Consider the following 16723-nt stretch of genomic DNA (forward strand, 5'->3'; position numbering starts at 1 on the left):
GCCGAGCCTCGCCGCACGCTGGTCAATGGAACCATTGTTTCGCCCAGGGACGTAACCTCAACCGGGTGTGGAGGATCGAGACACAGCCGGAAGACCTCGCGCGGACCAGGTTCGCGGTATCGCCGCTGTTCGAGTTGATCGGCCTGCTGAGGGTGCTCAACGGCATGGGGTCGCGGTTGCCGGCGGCGTGGGCAGCGAGGTTGCGGCCGGAGTTCAGGCGTCTGCGTGCAGAGCACAGTCTTGACCTCGTACTCGCTCTGCAGAGCCGCCGCGAAGGGGCGTCGTTCCTCTCGCCACCGCCGACAGGCCTGGCGCAGACCATCGAGCAGGACTTGGACGCGGTCCGCGCGACTCCTCTACCGGTGGCGCGCCCGGTGATCGAGAAGCTGCTGGCGGGCGCCCGGTCGGTGCCGGTGCCCGTGCTCGACGTGTTGCGCGGACCGTCGCCGGTGCTGAGGGTCGCGGACGCGCTGCACGCCGCGTGGCGTGGCCTGCTCGCCGCCGACTGGCCGCAACTGCGGGCGATCTGCGAGCGCGATGTCTTGCACCGCGCCGGTGACCTCAGCCGATCCGGGTGGGATGGTGCACTGGAAGGTCTGCACCCGACGGTCCGGTGGCGTAACGGCGCGATCGAGGTGCGCCGCCGAGGCTCGACCCAGTCGGCCAGCACAACAACGCTCGACGGCACAGGTCTGCTGCTCGTACCGTCGGTGTTCGTGTGGCCCGGAGTGGCCATGCACGATGAGGATCCATGGCCACGAGCGCTGATCTACCCGGCACGTGGCATCTCGGCGCTCTGGTCGCCGGACTCCCACGCCGCCCCAGGCGCGCTGGAAGCATTGCTTGGGGCGTCTCGCGCCCGAATCCTGCTAGCCCTCGTGGAACCGGCGAGCACCACACAACTGGCACACAGTATGGGTCTCGCGGTCGGCGCGGTCGGCGACCACCTCGCAACGCTTCGCAATGCCGGACTGGCAGACCGTGCTCGCGTTGGCCGATCGGTGCACTACCGGCGAACGCCGCTCGGCGACGCCCTTGCCGCGCGCTGACCCGTAGACATCGATCCCGTGCCGCACAGATGTCGTCGGGGGCCCCTGGCAGTGGCCCCCGACGATCTCGCAGCTGTGCTCGCTCGTAGCGGCCAGATGTTAGACGAAGGTGGAAGCGTCGCTGCTCCACAAGTCTGGGCTGGACTCAGGAGAACCTGGTATCAACAGGTGGATCACGTCCAGGACAGGCTGGTGTCGCGGGTCATGTCACTCTCCACTCAGGACGGCACGCAGCCGAGGCGCGAACCCGTCCGGGTCATCGGCGAAACCCGTGTGGTCGCCGGGGAAGATCGTCGGCTCGATGCCGAGTTCCGCGGCCAGCGCGCGGGAGGTCAAGTCGCAGCTCTGGCCCGTCGATTCGGCGCCGATGCCGACGATCAGCCGGGCGCCCGACGCACGCAGCGCCGCGATGTCCGGGCGGAAACGGTCGGTGCCCCGCAGCTCGTGCGCGAACCAGTACCGCTCGTCCGCCACCGACTGCGCGTCGCGCTCACGGCCGAACATGTACTCGAGCGCGCCCTCCGGCAGCTCGATCCCGGCGTAGGTGAAGAACTTCTGCCACGCGCCCAGCACGTCACCCGAGAGGTAGGTGGCGATCACGTCCTCCGTGTTGGCGTGGCGGCGGTCGCGGTCCTCGAGCATCTCTTCGACCGGCGGTTCGTGCGCGATGAGCGTGTGGACCTGCTCCGGGTGCGCCTGGACGAGTGCCAACGCGGTCACCGCGCCGCCGCTGGAGCCGAACACCGCCGCCGGGCCCGCGTCGAGGTGGGTCAGCAACCGAGACAGGTCGTCGGCACGCAGTTCGGGGGTGGAGTCCTGGTCCGGGTCGGTCAGGCGGCTGCGCCTGATGCCACGCGGGTCGGTGGTCACCACCCGGAAATCGCGGGACATCAGGTCGGCGATCGGGGCGAACGCCGTCGCGTCCATGGGGGCGCCTACGAGCACCAGCGTGGGGCCGGCGCCGCGCACCTCGTAGTGCAGGCGCGCGTCGGGCACCTCGAGGACTCCGGCGGTAACGGTCGTGGTCATGATTTCTCCCTGTTATACGTGGGACTTCTGGGTGAGGGCGGTCAGCACCGCAGGCGCCGCCGTGGCGACGACGAGCGCGAGTGCCGCGGGGATGAGCAACGCGACCGGCAGGCTTGCCCGTGTCGCGACGTAACCGATCAGGGCAGGCCCGATGAGGCCGCCGCCGTAGCTGACCGTGGTGACCGTCGACAGCTGGCGTGCCGCCCTGGTCGCGGCGCCGACCGCGCTGATCACGATCGGCCACACCAGGGCCATGCCGGCGCCGGTCAGCGTCCAGCCGGTGATCGCGAACCCGACCGTCGGGCCGAGCAGCACCAGCACCCAGCCGGCGGTGGCGACGGCGCCGGCCAACCGGATGGTGACCGCAGCGCCGAACCGGGCCCGCAGCGCGTCACCGGCGAAGCGGACCGCAGTCATCGCGCCGAAGAACGCGGTGAACACCAGCGAGCCGGTGGCCGGGTCTGCGCCGAGCACGCGGGTGGCGTGCACGCCGGCCCAGTCGGTGGCCGCGCCCTCGGCGACGAACGCTGCCGCGCCGAGCACGCCGAGCAGCAACACCAGCCCCGGCCGTGGAGGTGGCCCGGCGGGGTCCGTGTCGCGGGGCGCCACCGACAGCGGCTCGAGACGCCAGCCGGCCGCGAGGCCCAACACCGCGAGGGCGACCGCGCCGCAGGTCATCAGCGCTTGGACGTCCACACCCGCACGCAGCGCCACGGTCACACCGGCGCCGCCGCCGACCGCGCCCAGCGTCCACGTGCCGTGCATGGTGGCCATCACGGGCCGGGCCGCCGCCTGCTCGACGGCCACCGTCCGCACGCTCAACGCGACGTTCAGCGTGCCGAGCAGCAGGCCGAGCACGCCAGCGGCGACCGCGAGCCACCCGGCCGACGGCGCCAGCCCCGGCCCGGCCACGGCCAGCGCCGTCGTCGGCACGCACGCCCGCAGCAGCGGTCGGGCGGTCCACCGCTCGGCGAGCCGCCCGGCGACCGGCATGGCCACGAGCGAGCCGGCCGCCAGCACCAGCAGCACCGCGCCGAGCCGACCGGCGCCCAGGTCCAGCCGGGCGTCGGTGGCGGGCAGCGTGGCGCCCCACAACGCGCTGAGCAGGCCGGTCAGGCCGTAGCACGCGGCGATCGGTCCGAGTGGGTTCATGCTGCTGAGCATGGCCGCTGGGGCCGGTCAAGATCCAACACCCGTTATCGGCCGATTCACACACGTGGTGTGTCAATCGGGTAGAACGGAGCCGTGGCTGACGATCTCGACATCCGGCTGCTGCGGTACTACGTGGCAGTCGCCGACGAACTGCACTTCACCCGCGCGGCGCAGCGGCTGTTCGTGGCGCAGCAGGTGCTGAGCCGGGAGATCCAGCGGCTCGAACAACGGGTCGGCGTGCGGCTGCTGGACCGCACCACGCGCCGGGTGGTGCTCACCCCAGCGGGCCACACGCTGCTGGCCAGGGCGCGGGAGCTGCTCGCGCTGCACGACACCACGCTGCGGGAGGTACGCGGCGAGCGCCGGTCACTGACGGTCGACATCGTCGGGCCGGGCCTCACCCCGGCGCTGGTGCTGGCACTCGCCCGCGAGCGGGCCTCGGACGTGGAGTTCTTCGCGCGCTTCCACACCGGTGCCGACGCGGCGGTGCCGCACGTGCTGGCCGGCAGGCTGGACGTCACGTTCGGCCGCCATCCCGGCGCGCCGGACGGGTTGCGGCAGCGGGTGATCCGGCACGAGCCGATCTCGGTGCTGCTGCCGCAAGGGCATCCGTTGGTCGCGCTGGACGCGGTGCCGTTCGAGTCGCTGCGGGGCACGGCGCCGTGCATGCGCGCGGGTGATCACGTGACGCAGGGCTGGGAGCACGCCGTGTTGCAGCTGCTCGCGCCGTTCGGGGTGGATCTGGCCGGCGCGCACCCGCACGTGCAGGGCGCCGATGAGCTCGCGGAGCACCTGCGTCAGCGGGATGCCCCGATCCTGACGATGACCACGCAGCCGGCGGTGCCGGGTGGCGTGCTGCGACCACTGGTGGATCCGGTGGCGCTGTACCCGTGGACGCTGATCTGGCGCGCCGACCTCGACCATCCGGGGTTGACCGCGTTACAGGACGCGGCGGCCGAACTGGCGACGACGCAGGGCTGGCTGACCACCCCGGACAACGCGTGGCTGCCACGCCCGGAGGCCGCTACGGGCTAGGAAACGCGAGCGGCACGCCACCCGCGGCATCGCCCAGATGCGCAACCTGGCCATGACGGCCTGATCGGCCGCCCTGACCACACGCTCCGACGCTGTTACCCATCCTCGCCAACACTTTGATCATGACGGGACAATCTTTACGACCTCGTGCACAGACGGCATCCGGGCGTGTTGTTCCAGGTACGGCGGGGTTGGATGGTCGTTGCGGCGTGTTGGTGATCAGACAGCAGACCGGCGACGGCTCGGATGGTGTCGTCGAGTGTGTCGCGGCGGCCGAGATGTCGGATCAGGGCGCGCCAGTTCTTCATGTGGGCGATGGCGTGCTCGACACGCACTCTCCACTGTGCATGCGCTTTCCGTTGCGCTTCACGGAGTTCCGCGATGCCCGGCATCTGTTCGAGCCGCTTCTTCTGATGTTTCGGTATGGGCTGGTGACTTGTCCCAGGGTGTGGGCGCCGAATCGTTGATACTGGCCCCGCTGAACAGCACACGTCCTCGTGCATCGCTGACGACCAAGGCTTTCATGGCGTTCCGCCGGGACTTGTCCGAGATGAACTGATACCGCCTCGCCCGCTTCCCGGTCGGACGGCGGACCCGGATCCCCTGCACGACCCACACCAAGATCATCCCAGTTCAAGATCAGCAACCATGCACGAGGTCGTTAGCTGACCCGGGCTGGCGACATTCGTTGTGGTGTCACGGGTTTCTCTCAGGGCGGCGTAGATCGGCGGCGAGGCCGCGGGCGAGGCGGAGTTGGGCGTGCAAGCAGTCAGCAGGAGCCAGGTCCAGCGGTCAGCCTGTGCGGGTGTGCGGAGTTCCGGGCGGTCCAGCCGAGGGTGTGTTTGAGCATGCGGAAGGTGTGTTCGATGTCGAGCCTTCGCAGGAACGCCTGCCAGGCCAGCGGGGTCCAGGCCAGTGCGGGAGTACCAGAGCCAGACCGGTTCCGGATCGCCCCGGACGGTAACCGCGCGACGTCGAGCCGGATCACGGTGACCTCGAGAATGAGCAGACTCCCCGCGTGCGACGCCCAGCGAGCCGCGGAAGCACAGCGGCCGACACTCTCTACCCACACGGCTTACCGCGACGCTGGTGCTGATGGTGCTGTTTCCTCGTCTCACCAAGGTCATTGCCGCCCCGCTGGTATCCATCGCGGTGTCTGTCAAAGAGGGGCAAGCCCACACCACCCTCACAAGCGTCCACTCCGCTCGAAGACAGGTGACAACCGCGGCCACCACGCGCGGGAACCTCCAGCAATCCTCTACAGTCTGGGACCGTCGGGCCGGAGGTCTATAAAGCGATTGAGAAGCAACGGCTGGTCCTGTCCACGTAGGTCGATCCGCGCCGTGACGATCGAGGTCCCGTTCGCGAGCTCCTTCAGCTTGAACCGGGTGGCGCGGTCGGCAACGGTCCGGACACGCAGATGCTCGGGCCAAGCCTTCTCAAGTTCGTATCTGACGGACACGACCCGCCGCAGTACGTCGTCCGGTGCGATGACAATGACCTCGAATTGGTAGTACGTTCGGCCGTCATCAAACTCGCGAGTCTTGTCCGGCCTGATGAAACTGGTATGCAGCAACGCGATGTTCTCCAGGGAGACCGGCCCTGTGACACCTGGACTGGGAATGCGAGCAGCCTGCTCGGGCAGCGACCCCACCGAGAAGCCACCCAACTGAAAAGCCGCTCCCCCATGGACGCGCGTCACGATCACAGTGGCGATGTCCTGGAGTTGGGGCCAGAACACCAAAGCCATGATCAGCAGCGCTAGCGGCCAGGCCAAACCGGTGATCAGGTTGACAAGCATCGTCACCCGGTCGGCAGGCACGATGAGAACGGCAACCGACGCCAGCAGCCCAGCGATCAAGATCGGAATTGCCAAGTAGCGACGCTTCATTCGTGTTCTTCCCGTCCGGCCGCCTTCAGTCATGGAAGCTTAGCTTGAGGGTTGACATGCCGCTGAGCACTGCCTCGGCGTCAGCCGACCGTCGAGAAACCGGGCACCATTATGCCCGCAATGAGATTCACCATCGCAACGGGACCGGATGTCGAACCAGCGTCCTTGAGCCGTTCACGCCCTACCTACACCAGCCGGAACACCGGATGCACCAACGCCGCTGTCCTGCTCACTGAGATCACCGCACGCGGCTACCGTGGCCGTCACGCCCTCGTGCGCCAGTACTTGAACCACTTCCCGCACCACGGCATGCATTCTGAGACCGCAGTACAGCTTCGCGGCGCGCGTTTTCTAGTGGCTCGTCTCGGAACGTTGCTGGTCTTATTCGGCGGTTCCAGGTTCCGCTGGGCGTGCCGCTGGAAGGGGCTTGTACCGGGTTGTACCAGTGCCTTCCGCGTTGCGATGAACGGCGAAGTCCTTGATCGAAATGCCCCTGCTGGTTGGGACGGGCGACCGATCAAGGACGGGCTGGTGATCAACGGGATGGAGTCGGTTCATAGCCGGGTTCCGCAGCCGGTGCCAGTGGCGCGGATGTACTACCGAGTCCGCTAGTCCTGGGCCGCCTGGCAGGTCAGGGCAGCTGACCAGCGCGATGGAGTCAACGGTCATCACGAAGTGCGGCTGGAGTGCCAGTCGATCTGTCAGCGGTCCCGCGGGCTCAGGGCCGGCTCGGGGCGGGTTCGCGGAAAGCGCTCTTTCACCCGGGTGCTTTCCCTGCGCCCGAGCGGAGTCCGGCCCCACGGCTTGTACATCGACAACACAGCCGCCGTGAGCAACATCAGCGGCGACATCCCGCTGGCGGGCAGCAGCCCCCAGAACCCGAGGGCCGAGTTGATCTCCGATGCCGTCCGGCCTTCCAGCACCAACGCGTAGCCATGGTCCAGCACTGGGTGGTACGCGAGAATCGGCAGAACCATGACCACGACGGTGAGCCCGAGTTTGACGACCACCCAGTGGTGACGCATCAAGCACCACGGCGTACCGAGTGCGAGCGCCAGGCCGCTGAACAAGGCCACAAAGGACGTTTTGCCGAGGAACAGGTTGTCGACCAAGTATTGGGCCTCGTACAACGAGCGCAGCAAGGCGACGTCGTCGCCGACGGTGCGCGCGACCGCGGCCAAGGTGGACTGCAACGTGATGATCCCCAGCCACGCCACCGACCCGATGACATGCACAGTCAGCACTGCTTTGCGCAGCCGACGCGACATGAGCCGTGCACTGTCACCGGCCTGCTTGGTGTAAGCGTTGCCTGGTGACAGGAAAGCCGTCGCGGCACCGAGTGTCTGCACGATGGCGCTGACCAGTGCGATGTCCACGACGAGGTCCGGCCGCGCGACGGCGTCGATGATGCTGGGTTGGGTGAAGATGAGCTGCGCCGACAACAGCCAGGTCAGGCCTGCCTGCACCGCGAGCAGCACTCGCCCCCAGTGCCTGCCGCGCCACGTCATCGTGGCGAAGAAAGCCATCGACGACGCCCACACCACAGGCCAGCCGACGGTGGTCGCACGTCCACCTCCGACCAGCTCGACGACCATCCCCACCAGGAACAGTCCAGCGGCCGACAAGGTCGCCACGACGGCGGTCTTCGTCGTCCACGGCGGCCGGACCTCGACCGTCCGCGCAGTCTTTCGCATGTTCCCCCCGAGCCTGACCGACCGCGTACACTGCCGTACGTATCTGCATCTAGTAAGTATCTGCATTTCTACAGGTATTTTGAGTATGGGCGGGGTGACGGCTGGATGTCAACCAGGTCAAGCAAACACGCGGAGCTCGTCGAAGCCGCGGCGCACGAGGCACGCATGACGATCATCGGGACTGTGCTCTTCAGCCAGCAGGCGGCACACCAGTCCGGCCTGACCACCACCGACCTGGGGTGCCTGAGCCTGCTCTACCTGACCGGACCGTCCACTCCGGGCAAGCTGGCCGAGGTGCTCGGCCTGTCCAGCGGGGCCATGACCCACGTCATCGACCGGCTCGAGGAGCGGGGTTACGTCAACCGGGACCGGGATCCTGGTGACCGGCGCCGTGTGACAGTCACCGCGACCGGGATGAGCGGTGACGGGCCACCCTCGATCTTCGCCTCGCTCGGCCAAGCGTGGCGACGACTCCTCGCCGGTTACGGAGAAACGGAGCTGGCAGTGCTGCTTGACCTGTTCAGCAAGGCACACCAGTTCACCCGAGCCGAGGTCGGGGGACTCCCGGACGAGCCCACCAACGCTTGACCGCTGCCGCACCCAGGAAACCAACGGCGCAAACACCGAGCGCGGCCCCCGCAACGTCGCTGAGGTAGTGCTCGGCAAGGGCCACCCGTGCGACCATGTCAGAAGTACGGCGGTGCACTCGATGGACGCTGTAGGACGAATTGAACGCGTGGGTACGTGAGTCCGCCGGTGCGGGTAATACCGGCAGCAAGTTCAGCGTTGCGCCACAATCCATTGCGCCCGTGGTGAGTGGTGCCAGGGCTCGGGTGGCGCCAGGTCGAGGAATTCCTGGCGCAGGGCGCGCATGAAGGTTTTCCCGCGCATGATGCTGAGCGCGCGGAGCGATCCACCGTCGGTGATGGCGGTCCAGAAGGTTGCCGCGTCGGGGTGGTGCATCGGGTAGGTCAGGTATTCCTCACGCTCGACCGTTGCGCCGGCGGCGGTGATGACCTCACCGAGCCGGTTCTGCCAGGCGTCATCGGGTGGCGGGCGCCGCCCGGCGAGCAGCCGGCGCAGCAGCGCGAACGGGCCGTCGGTTTCGCTTTCGCTGGGCCAGAACATCACCGAGAGCCGGCCACCGGGCCGCACGGTGCCGATCCAGTCGGCCAACGCGCTGGCGGGATCGGGAAGCTGTTGCAGACCGAAGACGGAGACGATGCCTGCCGCCACATTTGTCCATTGCGGACGTAGCGTGGTGGCATCACCCACGACGACCCGGACTCGCGGCAGCCCGGTGGCACGCTGCCGCGCCCATCGCACCATTTCGGGGGAAAGGTCGATACCGATGATCTCGCGCCGAGGATGGCTGTTGCGCAATGCGGGTAATTCCGGGAAGGTGCCGCAGCACGGCACCAGAATCGGCCCGGCGGGCAGTGTCGCACCGGCGATGGTCGCCACGGCCGAGGCCACCCACGGGGTGAACCGCGGTACGAAGTACTGCTCGTACCGCGGCGCCGCCTCGTCCCACGCACGCGCGAGCAATGCCCGGCGCTCGTCGGCATCGTCCGGAGTGGAGTCCATCGTGGGGTCCGTCATCGTGAGCTCGGGCTGCGGCCGTTGAACGCGGCAAAGCGATCGTGCAGGAGCGCATCACCGGGCACGACGACCTCGGGGGCGACGTGGAATCCGTCGGCTTCGTCACCGCGAAATCGCCGGTCGCCGATGACCTCACCGCCGGGAAAGCGGTGTGTGCGATCCCGCACATCCCAGGACCGGCAAGGGGTGGGCAGCCTCGCCTGCTCGGGCCGGATGGCGGCGATCACGCGGCCAGCATGGCCGAGGGCATGAGATAGCGAAACGCGGGTGTCAGCTGGGGCCGTCATGGTTGACCTTTCTGTGTTGCGGTCCGTGGCGCCGGGTGGTGGTTCGGGCGAGGATCATCTTGACCTGCTGACCTCCAGGTGCGGTCTTCGCCGCGTCGAACCACGCGGTCGCGGAACAACTCCTCGGCGTCCGAGCCCAACGGCAGCGGCGCGACCGCGTGAACCAACTCGCCGGACCGCCCGAGCCGCTCCCGGCTGGTCGCGAGGATCGTCACCGGGCTCGCGGCCAGGATTCGCTCGACGAACTCGGCGACCGCGTCGGGCAGGTGCTCGCGGTTGTCCAGCACCAGCACCGACGGGCCACGACGCAACCGGGCGAGGACCGCCTCCTGCCCGTCCGCGTGCTCGGCCACCTCCAACACCGCCGCCACCGCGTGCCCGAGCCGACCGTCACGCACCACCCCCGAGGAGGTCTCGCCGCTGCTGAAACCGGACGTGGCCAAGGCACTCACGACCACGAGCCTCGCAACAGCCGTCTACCTGGAGTTCTGACCCGACTGCCGACAACCGCTCATCGGCGGAAGCGGACGTTGTGGTTGATCGGCCCTGGGCTCGGTCAGTTGTATGAGCGGGCATCAACGACGCTGTCGATCGGGGATACCGGTGCTGGACGAGTTGAGTCCTCGGAGGTAGAGAACGTCGCGGTCCCATGAGCGTCATGACGGGAACGGATCTCGTTCGAGTACGCGAGTCGGTCCGGACCGTCGTCACCAGCTGTCGGGAGCGGGCGGTGCTGATGCGGATTTCTCCGACGGTGTCCGCGGAGATCGGTCGGCGACGCACCGACTTGCCAGGGCGCGGCGTGTGGCCGTTTCGGGGCGCCGTTGCGTGGCCCAGTCGCCGAGCAGTGTTTGACTGGCTCGGGGCCGACAAGGGGAGTGGGTCCAACGCCCGAAAGGGTTCGGTCGTACGTCGAGCCGGACTTCGGCTTCGCCCGTTTAACGGGACAACGCGGGCTGCTTCGACCATGGCCGACAGCATCACAGGGGCGTGACCCGAACACCGATAGCATCCGTCAGACAAAGCCTGACTGGAGGTCGGAAAGCATGTCGACAGATCTTGTCGCACGGCTCAGGGAGTTGGAACAACGGCGCATCGAGGCGCTGCTCGCGGCCGACACAGCAGAGTTGGACACGTTGCACGACGATGCCTACCAGTTGTGCAACCCCACCGGCACTGTGTGGGGCAAGGCTGAGTACGTGCAGCGTCTGGCCACAGGCCAGGTGGTCTATGACCGGCTTGCGGCGACGTCGGACATCGATGCCCTTGTGTCGAACACCTTGGCGGTACTGCGCTATCGATGTCTCATTGAAGTACGAGTCGACGGTGCCGAGATCCCTGCCCACGAATGTCAGCACATCGACGTCTACGCGATCGGCGCTGACGGCCGGTGGCGCTGTCGGTTTTCACAAGCCACCGGAATCATGGATGGTGTTGCCCCCGTTTGACGGGCACGATGGTGAGGAGAGACGCGGTTTGACGATCTTGTGGAAAGAGCCCGTTGGCCGTGCCGAAGCCTTGTCCGCCGGAGTTCTGGCGAGGTGCTCTGGATCTGGTCGAGGCCGGGCGGTCGGTGCTGTGTTGACGGCGTCGGCCAACTCCTGCCCGCAGGCGGTGCCGGGTGTCGAGGTTGATGAGTCGGAGGTTGGGGGCGCTACTGCGGTCGGCCGCCGTTTCGGTGTGAACGCGTAGGACGCTGGACATCGAGGTGTCGATGAGGACGAGTTATCACAACCTGCCGAATGTCATCGGTTGTTGCGCGTCGCTCGATCCACCTACGCGGTGCTCGCCCACCGGGTGTTTCACACGTTCGGGCAAATCCGGCTAGTTCGAGAACGATGTGCCTTTGGGGCTGGATGACATGGGTCTGGAGGGAGTTGTCGGATCTGAGTGGGCGGCATGCTGGTTACGGATCTGTGGTTGTCGGTGTGGGCGAAGTCGGTATCTGATGAACAGGGCGTCGTCGTGGAGTGGTTGCCACGAACCCCTCCGCAGGAACAAGCCTGTCAATTCGCACCCCTTTCGGGCGGTCAGACGGCCACCAGGTCCGGCAACCTAAGTCTCCACCGATGCCAGTTCAGTTCCCCTCACCCCGCTGCCCCCTGGGATTCTTGCTGACTACCAAGGAAACGAAGCTCACCCGGACCTAGTGGTTCTCCCGCATGAAGGTGTACGAGCCGATCGAGATGGAGACCACAGCCAGCGCCACCGCGGCGACGAGGCCGATGGCCAGGACGTCGGACGTGAACTGCCCCAGGAACGCGCCACGGATGCCGTCGACGACGTAGCGCAGCGGGTTGAGACGGGAGATCACGTCCAGCCAGCCCGGGGCCAGCGACATCGGCAGCAGTACGCCGGACAGCAGGAGCAACGGCACTGTCACGAAGTTGAGCAGCGGCGCGAAAGCGTCCTCGTGTTTGGTCGACAGGCCTGCGGTGTAGGACAACGAGGCCAGCGCCACCACGAGCAACGCCAGCAGAAGCAGGCCCAGCAGGATGCCGCCGACGGGCGCGCGCAGTCCGAATGCGACTGTGGCCACGATCAGCAGCACGATCGACTGCGAGACCAGGACCACCACGTCCCTCAGGACACGGCCCATCAGCAGGGCGAGCCTGCTCACGGGTGTGACGCGCATGCGTTCCAGCACACCGGACCGCACGTCGGAGATCACGTTGAAGCCGACGAACGCCGAGCCGAACAGTCCCAGTTGGACGAGCAGGCCCGGCACGAACATCTGCCAGCCGCCGTTCTCCCCTGGCAGGGCGCTCTGCACGAGCGGGCCGAAGAAGACCAGGTACATCACCGGCTGGGCGAGGCCGATCACGATCCAGAACCGCGACATCAGCACCAGGCCGAACTGCCTGCGGAACACCAGCAGGACATCCCGGATCAGCTTCATGCCGTCCCCTTCACCGGTTGCGTGAGCGTCAGGAACACGTCGTCCAGGGTCGGCCTGGCCAGCTGCACGGAGACCACCCGCATCCCTGCGGAGTTCAGCACCGCCATGAGTTCCGGCAGCTGCCGGGCGCCGTCGAACACCGTCAGCCGCAGGCCGGTTTCATCCACTGCCGACTCCTGAACCGCGGGGTGATCCGCCAGCAGGACACGGGCGAACTCGGCGTCCCCGGCGACGCCGAAGGTGACCGCATCCCCCGCGTACCGGCCTTTCAGGCCGTCCGGGGTGTCCGTCGCGACGATCCGGCCGCCGTCCATCACCAGGATCCGGTCGCACAGCGCGTCGGCCTCGTCCAGGTAGTGCGTGGTCAGGAAGATCGTCGTGGCGGCCTCGGCACGCAGCCTGCGGATGTGCTCCCAGAGTGTGCTGCGGCTTTGCGGGTCGAGGCCGACGCTCGGTTCGTCGAGGAACACCAGCCGGGGCGCGTGGATGAGCCCGAGCGCGATGTCCATCCGCCGTCGTTGCCCGCCGGACAGGGTCTTCACCTGACGTTCCGTCAGCTCCGCCAGGTCGAGCATCGAGCAGACCTCACCCGTGCGGCGGACGGCTTCGGCACGGGATGCTCCGTAGAACTCGGCCTGGTACACGAGTTCCTTGCCGACCCGCGTGTTCGGGTCGGTGCCGCCGGACTGTGCCACGTACCCGATCCGGCGGCGGACCTCGACCGGGTCGGTCAACAGGTCCGCGCCCGCGACCGTGGCCGTGCCGGAAGTGGGGCGCAGCAACGTGGTCAGCATGCGCAGGGTGGTGGTCTTGCCCGCGCCGTTGGGCCCGAGGAAGCCGACGATCTCGCCGGGCTCGACGTCGATGTCGACGCCGCGCACCGCGGTCACCTCGCGGTCGCGGGTGCGGAAGGTGCGGGCCAGCCCTCGCGCGAAGATGATCGACATAGTTGCTCCTACCAGCCGATGGCCACGGCAGCGACCAGGTCCTGCTTGTGAGTGATCGACACCGCCACCTGGGACACGCCCGCCACACCGGCGGCTGCCAGGGCGGTACCGGACAATGCGACCGACGGTGCACCGGAATCGCTGCGGGACAACGAGATGTCCCGTGGTTCGACGCCTTGGAACAACCCGGTGCCCAGCACCTTCAGCACGGCTTCCTTCGCGGCGAACCGACCGGCGAGGAACTCCCGGCGCCTGTCGTCGGCCAACGTGCCCGCCGTGTCGGCCTCGGACGGCGAGTACATGAACCTCATGAACCACGGGCGGGCGGTGAGCCGGTCGAGTTCACCCGCGGCCAGCAGGTCGATGCCGAGTTTCATGCCGCGAAGTAGTCGTTGCGCAGCAGGCCCTGGAAAACCGAGAGCCGGTGCAAGTTGCTGGTGCCTTCCATGAACTCGAAGCCACGCACGTCCCGGTACGCCTTCTCCAGCCACGGGTGCTCGATCAGCGATCCCGGCCCGAGCAGTTCGGCGGCCAGCAGCGTGGCGTCCTCACCGAGTTGCGCGGCACGCATCTTCACCGCGCCGATCCGGTGGGTGTTCACGATCCCCGCGTCGATCTCGGCCGACACGTCGTGCACCATCCGGCGGGTGACGGCCGTCCGGTCCAGGATCGCGTCCAGCCTGTACCGGCCCTCGGGCGGCAGCGACGGCAGTTCGGCCCGCACGTAGTCGCAGACCGCCTGCACCACACCGAGCGTCATCGCGCCCAGCCCGGGGCGGAACCTGTGCAGGGCCTGCAAAGCGCCGTACAGGCCGCGCCTGCTCGGCGGGCGGTGCCTGCCCAGGACCCGATCCGGCGGCACCACGACGTCGTCGAAGTGCAGCCGGCTGATCCGGGCGCCTCTCAGGCCCATCATCGGCAGCAGTGCACCGCTGAAGCCCGGATCGGACGTATCGATCAACACCGCCTCGATCCCCCACGGGCCGGGCGCGCGGCGGGCGAACACCACACCCATCTGCGCGCGGGCGCCGTTGCCGACGTACCGCTTGTCGCCGTTGAGCAGCCAGCTGTCGCCGTCGGCGGTGAGCGACGACTCCAGTTCCAGGGCCGCTGAGCCCTTGAACGGCTCGGTCAGGCCGAAGAACGTCCACGTCGGACGTTCGGCCAGCCTGCCGAAGAACAGGTCACGCTGGTCCTGATCGCCCAGTGCGATGATCAGGTCCCTGGACAGGCCGGGTCCGTAGTTGGCCAGGATGGCACCCGGGTCGCCGTACGAGATGGCCTCGAGGATGACAGCCCAGTCCAGTGCGGAGCCGGACACCTCCACGCCGAGCAGATCCCCGCCGCTCCAGTACTCCTTGGGCGTGAAGGCCTGTTGCAGCAGCTGGAAGGCGGGCAGGTGCAGGAACTCGGTCACGGAATCCGGGTCGGCGTCCAGGGCCATCCCGACCGGCCGCAGCTCCTGCGCGACTTCCCGGCATCTGCGATCCAGCCTGCGAAGCCGGTCATCGAGGCGTGCGCCAGGCAGCTCGGTCATCTCTCTCCTTGGTAGACGTTGCCCGCGATCTCGGCCTGGTGCAGCTCACCGGCAGGCCCGTCGGACAGGAACCCGCTGGCACCCAGGAGCTTCAGCAAGGCGCGTCCGGTCGTGACGAGCGAGCTGTGCGACCGCCACCGGGTGTCCTTGCTGTCCAGGCCAAGCCCGGCCAGGACGGTGTTCTCGGTCAGCTCCAGCGCGATGTCGGCGAGGTTGCCCTGCACCATCTGCTTGGCCAGCAGGGTGGTTCCCGCTGAGGTCCGCGACTCCAGGTGCCGGATCGCGTGGTCGACCGTGCGGCGGAGCAGATCCCGGTGTGCGGCGAGCAGTTCGCCGGTGAACCGGGCCAGGGTCGCCGGGTCGGCAGGCGTGCCGCGTGACACCGCCAGGCCGAACCGCACCGGCGCGTCCGGCAGCACCTGCGGTGACGCCAGGACGATGCCGGTCGAGGACACGACCAGCCCGCCCGGGCTGACCTTCTCGTGCAGGGCGTCCAGCACGGCCGCGTAGCGGGTGCTCGGCGGTGCTGTCAGGGTGATGCTCACTCGTTCGCCTCCCTTGACGGCCGCAGTACCGCGATCTCGCTGCGACCGGTGCGTGGGTCGGTGTCGCAGAGCACGACCGACTGATACCGATCTGCCCATTCCTGGTGGTGCTCGGCCAGTGCCAGCCACACGCTCGTGCAGTACGAGCCAGCCGGGACCTGGTGGACCGTGAACCTGTCGAGCTTGTCGGCGTCGATCCACGGGCCGGCGACAACCAGCGTGTCGTCGCCGGGGTCACCGAGCAGCTCCACGACATCCGTGCCGCTGCGCAGCTCCGACAACTCCAGCGAGCCTGCTGGGCCGAACAGCAGGAACACGCCGGAATCCTGCAGGTCCTGCACGAGCGGGACCTCGTAGCCGAACGTGGTCTGGTCGACCACGAACAGCGCCAAGGTCTCGCAGCGGCCCGACCGGGCGTAGGCCTCGCCGATGCGCAAGGCCGTGAACGGTGCGCGCAAGCCTTGATCGGACACGCCGAAGTTGGTGGATCCGCCGCCGAGCAGGTAGTCCAGGTACGCGGAGATGGTCTTGAACGGGTACCAGTCCGGCATGCCGTAGGTGACGATCACCATGTCCGGCCGGCCCACCGCGGCCGGCATCGCCCGCAGCGCCTGCTCGGCCAGCTCGGAGAAGCCGATGTTCGGCCCCTGGGCCAGCAGCGTCTCGTCGAACGGCACCCCGAACGGGGAGAGCAGGTCCCGCTGCCAGGTGATCAGTTCGTCGTCGTGTTCGTACGGGTTGCGGTAGTCCGCGACGAAAGCCGCGGCTGCCTGGACGGTCAGCGGCATCAGACCGTGACTTCGCGGTTGGCCTCCAGGTAGTCGGCCAGTGTCCCGACCGTCCGGAAGCTGTCCATCACCAGGTTCTCCGGGTCGACCTCGATGCCGACCGCGTCCTCCAGCGCCATCAGCAGGGTCAGGATCGACGTCGAGTCCAGGTGCAGGTCCTCGAACAGCCGGGTGTCCTCGGCCAGGTCGGGGTATTCGCGCTGCATCACCTCGGCGAGCGCGACGGAGATCGCCTTGATCAGGTCGGTCCGGTTCATCGGGGTTGTCC

The 16723-nt window shown here is 67.9% G+C and carries 20 protein-coding genes; 6 read left to right on the forward strand and 14 right to left on the reverse strand.

Annotation, left to right across the window (positions count from 1 at the left end):
- The first annotated feature begins 65 nt into the window (after positions 1-65).
- On the forward strand, positions 66-1049 hold the full coding sequence (locus AOZ06_RS29175; RefSeq protein WP_054292327.1) for a DUF5937 family protein: 984 nt from the start codon (positions 66-68) through the stop codon (positions 1047-1049).
- Between the two features lie 207 nt (positions 1050-1256).
- Here AOZ06_RS29175 and AOZ06_RS29180 read toward each other — a convergent pair whose 3' ends face one another.
- Complete coding sequence (locus AOZ06_RS29180; protein ID WP_054292328.1) at positions 1257-2078, reverse strand: alpha/beta fold hydrolase; 822 nt, start codon at positions 2076-2078, stop codon at positions 1257-1259.
- Between the two features lie 12 nt (positions 2079-2090).
- Positions 2091-3230 carry an MFS transporter gene (locus AOZ06_RS29185; protein WP_054297000.1) on the reverse strand — a complete coding sequence of 380 codons (1140 nt, stop codon included), beginning with the start codon at positions 3228-3230 and terminating at the stop codon, positions 2091-2093.
- A 93-nt stretch (positions 3231-3323) separates the two neighbouring features.
- Between AOZ06_RS29185 and AOZ06_RS60400 the strand changes: the two genes are divergently transcribed.
- Together AOZ06_RS60400 and AOZ06_RS29195 are read left to right on the forward strand one after the other, a co-directional pair.
- Entirely contained in the window at positions 3324-4265 is a 942-nt protein-coding gene (locus AOZ06_RS60400) for a LysR family transcriptional regulator (RefSeq protein ID WP_054292329.1), read from the forward strand.
- Between the two features lie 209 nt (positions 4266-4474).
- Positions 4475-4732 (forward strand): WXG100 family type VII secretion target, encoded by a 258-nt coding sequence (locus AOZ06_RS29195; protein WP_054292330.1) that lies wholly within the window; start codon positions 4475-4477, stop codon positions 4730-4732.
- A 791-nt stretch (positions 4733-5523) separates the two neighbouring features.
- Here AOZ06_RS29195 and AOZ06_RS29205 read toward each other — a convergent pair.
- Complete coding sequence (locus AOZ06_RS29205; RefSeq protein ID WP_054292332.1) at positions 5524-6156, reverse strand: pYEATS domain-containing protein; 633 nt, start codon at positions 6154-6156, stop codon at positions 5524-5526.
- Positions 6157-6276: 120 nt separating this feature from the next.
- Between AOZ06_RS29205 and AOZ06_RS56880 the strand changes: the two genes are divergently transcribed.
- Positions 6277-6768 carry a hypothetical protein gene (locus AOZ06_RS56880; RefSeq protein WP_157233316.1) on the forward strand — a complete coding sequence of 164 codons (492 nt, stop codon included), beginning with the start codon at positions 6277-6279 and terminating at the stop codon, positions 6766-6768.
- Between the two features lie 89 nt (positions 6769-6857).
- On the opposite strand, the gene AOZ06_RS29210 is transcribed toward AOZ06_RS56880, so the two are convergent.
- A complete protein-coding gene (locus AOZ06_RS29210) occupies positions 6858-7850 on the reverse strand; it encodes a hypothetical protein (protein ID WP_054292333.1) in 993 nt (330 codons plus the stop codon).
- Positions 7851-7955: 105 nt separating this feature from the next.
- Between AOZ06_RS29210 and AOZ06_RS29215 the strand changes: the two genes are divergently transcribed.
- Positions 7956-8438, forward strand: a complete 483-nt coding sequence (locus tag AOZ06_RS29215) for a MarR family winged helix-turn-helix transcriptional regulator (RefSeq protein WP_054292334.1) — start codon at positions 7956-7958, stop codon at positions 8436-8438.
- A gap of 192 nt (positions 8439-8630) precedes the next feature.
- On the opposite strand, the gene AOZ06_RS29220 is transcribed toward AOZ06_RS29215, so the two are convergent.
- Genes AOZ06_RS29220 through AOZ06_RS29230 form a run of 3 tightly spaced genes read right to left on the reverse strand, consistent with a single transcriptional unit; the run spans position 8631 to position 10191 of the window.
- Positions 8631-9437, reverse strand: coding sequence for a class I SAM-dependent methyltransferase (locus AOZ06_RS29220; RefSeq protein ID WP_054297001.1), 807 nt, complete (start codon positions 9435-9437; stop codon positions 8631-8633).
- A gap of 11 nt (positions 9438-9448) precedes the next feature.
- Positions 9449-9679: a hypothetical protein gene (locus tag AOZ06_RS56885; protein WP_157233317.1), complete on the reverse strand. Its 231-nt coding sequence runs from the start codon at positions 9677-9679 to the stop codon at positions 9449-9451.
- A 56-nt stretch (positions 9680-9735) separates the two neighbouring features.
- On the reverse strand, positions 9736-10191 hold the full coding sequence (locus AOZ06_RS29230; protein ID WP_157233318.1) for a hypothetical protein: 456 nt from the start codon (positions 10189-10191) through the stop codon (positions 9736-9738).
- A gap of 594 nt (positions 10192-10785) precedes the next feature.
- On the opposite strand from AOZ06_RS29230, the gene AOZ06_RS29235 reads away from it, so the two are divergent.
- Positions 10786-11187: a nuclear transport factor 2 family protein gene (locus tag AOZ06_RS29235; protein WP_054292337.1), complete on the forward strand. Its 402-nt coding sequence runs from the start codon at positions 10786-10788 to the stop codon at positions 11185-11187.
- Positions 11188-11885: 698 nt separating this feature from the next.
- On the opposite strand, the gene AOZ06_RS29240 is transcribed toward AOZ06_RS29235, so the two are convergent.
- Genes AOZ06_RS29240 through AOZ06_RS29270 form a run of 7 tightly spaced genes read right to left on the reverse strand, consistent with a single transcriptional unit; the run spans position 11886 to position 16712 of the window.
- On the reverse strand, positions 11886-12638 hold the full coding sequence (locus AOZ06_RS29240; RefSeq protein ID WP_054292338.1) for an ABC transporter permease: 753 nt from the start codon (positions 12636-12638) through the stop codon (positions 11886-11888).
- Complete coding sequence (locus AOZ06_RS29245) at positions 12635-13579, reverse strand: ATP-binding cassette domain-containing protein (RefSeq protein ID WP_054297002.1); 945 nt, start codon at positions 13577-13579, stop codon at positions 12635-12637. The genes AOZ06_RS29240 and AOZ06_RS29245 overlap by 4 nt, the downstream gene beginning before the upstream one ends.
- 14 nt (positions 13580-13593) lie before the next feature.
- Complete coding sequence (locus AOZ06_RS29250; RefSeq protein ID WP_054292339.1) at positions 13594-13962, reverse strand: holo-ACP synthase; 369 nt, start codon at positions 13960-13962, stop codon at positions 13594-13596.
- Positions 13959-15122 carry an acyl-CoA dehydrogenase family protein gene (locus tag AOZ06_RS29255; RefSeq protein WP_054292340.1) on the reverse strand — a complete coding sequence of 388 codons (1164 nt, stop codon included), beginning with the start codon at positions 15120-15122 and terminating at the stop codon, positions 13959-13961. Before AOZ06_RS29255 ends, AOZ06_RS29250 begins: the two co-directional genes overlap by 4 nt.
- Positions 15119-15667 (reverse strand): hypothetical protein, encoded by a 549-nt coding sequence (locus tag AOZ06_RS29260; RefSeq protein WP_054292341.1) that lies wholly within the window; start codon positions 15665-15667, stop codon positions 15119-15121. Before AOZ06_RS29260 ends, AOZ06_RS29255 begins: the two co-directional genes overlap by 4 nt.
- Entirely contained in the window at positions 15664-16455 is a 792-nt protein-coding gene (locus tag AOZ06_RS29265) for a hypothetical protein (RefSeq protein WP_054292342.1), read from the reverse strand. Before AOZ06_RS29265 ends, AOZ06_RS29260 begins: the two co-directional genes overlap by 4 nt.
- Complete coding sequence (locus tag AOZ06_RS29270) at positions 16455-16712, reverse strand: acyl carrier protein (RefSeq protein WP_054292343.1); 258 nt, start codon at positions 16710-16712, stop codon at positions 16455-16457. Before AOZ06_RS29270 ends, AOZ06_RS29265 begins: the two co-directional genes overlap by 1 nt.
- Positions 16713-16723: the final 11 nt, after the last annotated feature.

The organism is Kibdelosporangium phytohabitans, from assembly GCF_001302585.1.
Lineage (GTDB): Bacteria > Actinomycetota > Actinomycetes > Mycobacteriales > Pseudonocardiaceae > Kibdelosporangium > Kibdelosporangium phytohabitans.

Excerpts from the sequence above, each read along its gene's own strand:
- AOZ06_RS29180 (WP_054292328.1), bottom strand. The coding sequence starts at position 2,078 with ATGACCACGACCGTTACCGCCGGAGTCCTCGAGGTGCCCGACGCGCGC.
- AOZ06_RS29185 (WP_054297000.1), bottom strand. The coding sequence starts at position 3,230 with ATGAACCCACTCGGACCGATCGCCGCGTGCTACGGCCTGACCGGCCTG.
- AOZ06_RS29205 (WP_054292332.1), bottom strand. The coding sequence starts at position 6,156 with ATGAAGCGTCGCTACTTGGCAATTCCGATCTTGATCGCTGGGCTGCTG.
- AOZ06_RS56880 (WP_157233316.1), top strand. The coding sequence starts at position 6,277 with ATGAGATTCACCATCGCAACGGGACCGGATGTCGAACCAGCGTCCTTG.
- AOZ06_RS29210 (WP_054292333.1), bottom strand. The coding sequence starts at position 7,850 with ATGCGAAAGACTGCGCGGACGGTCGAGGTCCGGCCGCCGTGGACGACG.
- AOZ06_RS29215 (WP_054292334.1), top strand. The coding sequence starts at position 7,956 with ATGTCAACCAGGTCAAGCAAACACGCGGAGCTCGTCGAAGCCGCGGCG.
- AOZ06_RS29220 (WP_054297001.1), bottom strand. The coding sequence starts at position 9,437 with ATGGACTCCACTCCGGACGATGCCGACGAGCGCCGGGCATTGCTCGCG.
- AOZ06_RS29235 (WP_054292337.1), top strand. The coding sequence starts at position 10,786 with ATGTCGACAGATCTTGTCGCACGGCTCAGGGAGTTGGAACAACGGCGC.
- AOZ06_RS29240 (WP_054292338.1), bottom strand. The coding sequence starts at position 12,638 with ATGAAGCTGATCCGGGATGTCCTGCTGGTGTTCCGCAGGCAGTTCGGC.
- AOZ06_RS29250 (WP_054292339.1), bottom strand. The coding sequence starts at position 13,962 with ATGAAACTCGGCATCGACCTGCTGGCCGCGGGTGAACTCGACCGGCTC.
- AOZ06_RS29255 (WP_054292340.1), bottom strand. The coding sequence starts at position 15,122 with ATGACCGAGCTGCCTGGCGCACGCCTCGATGACCGGCTTCGCAGGCTG.
- AOZ06_RS29265 (WP_054292342.1), bottom strand. The coding sequence starts at position 16,455 with ATGCCGCTGACCGTCCAGGCAGCCGCGGCTTTCGTCGCGGACTACCGC.
- AOZ06_RS29270 (WP_054292343.1), bottom strand. The coding sequence starts at position 16,712 with ATGAACCGGACCGACCTGATCAAGGCGATCTCCGTCGCGCTCGCCGAG.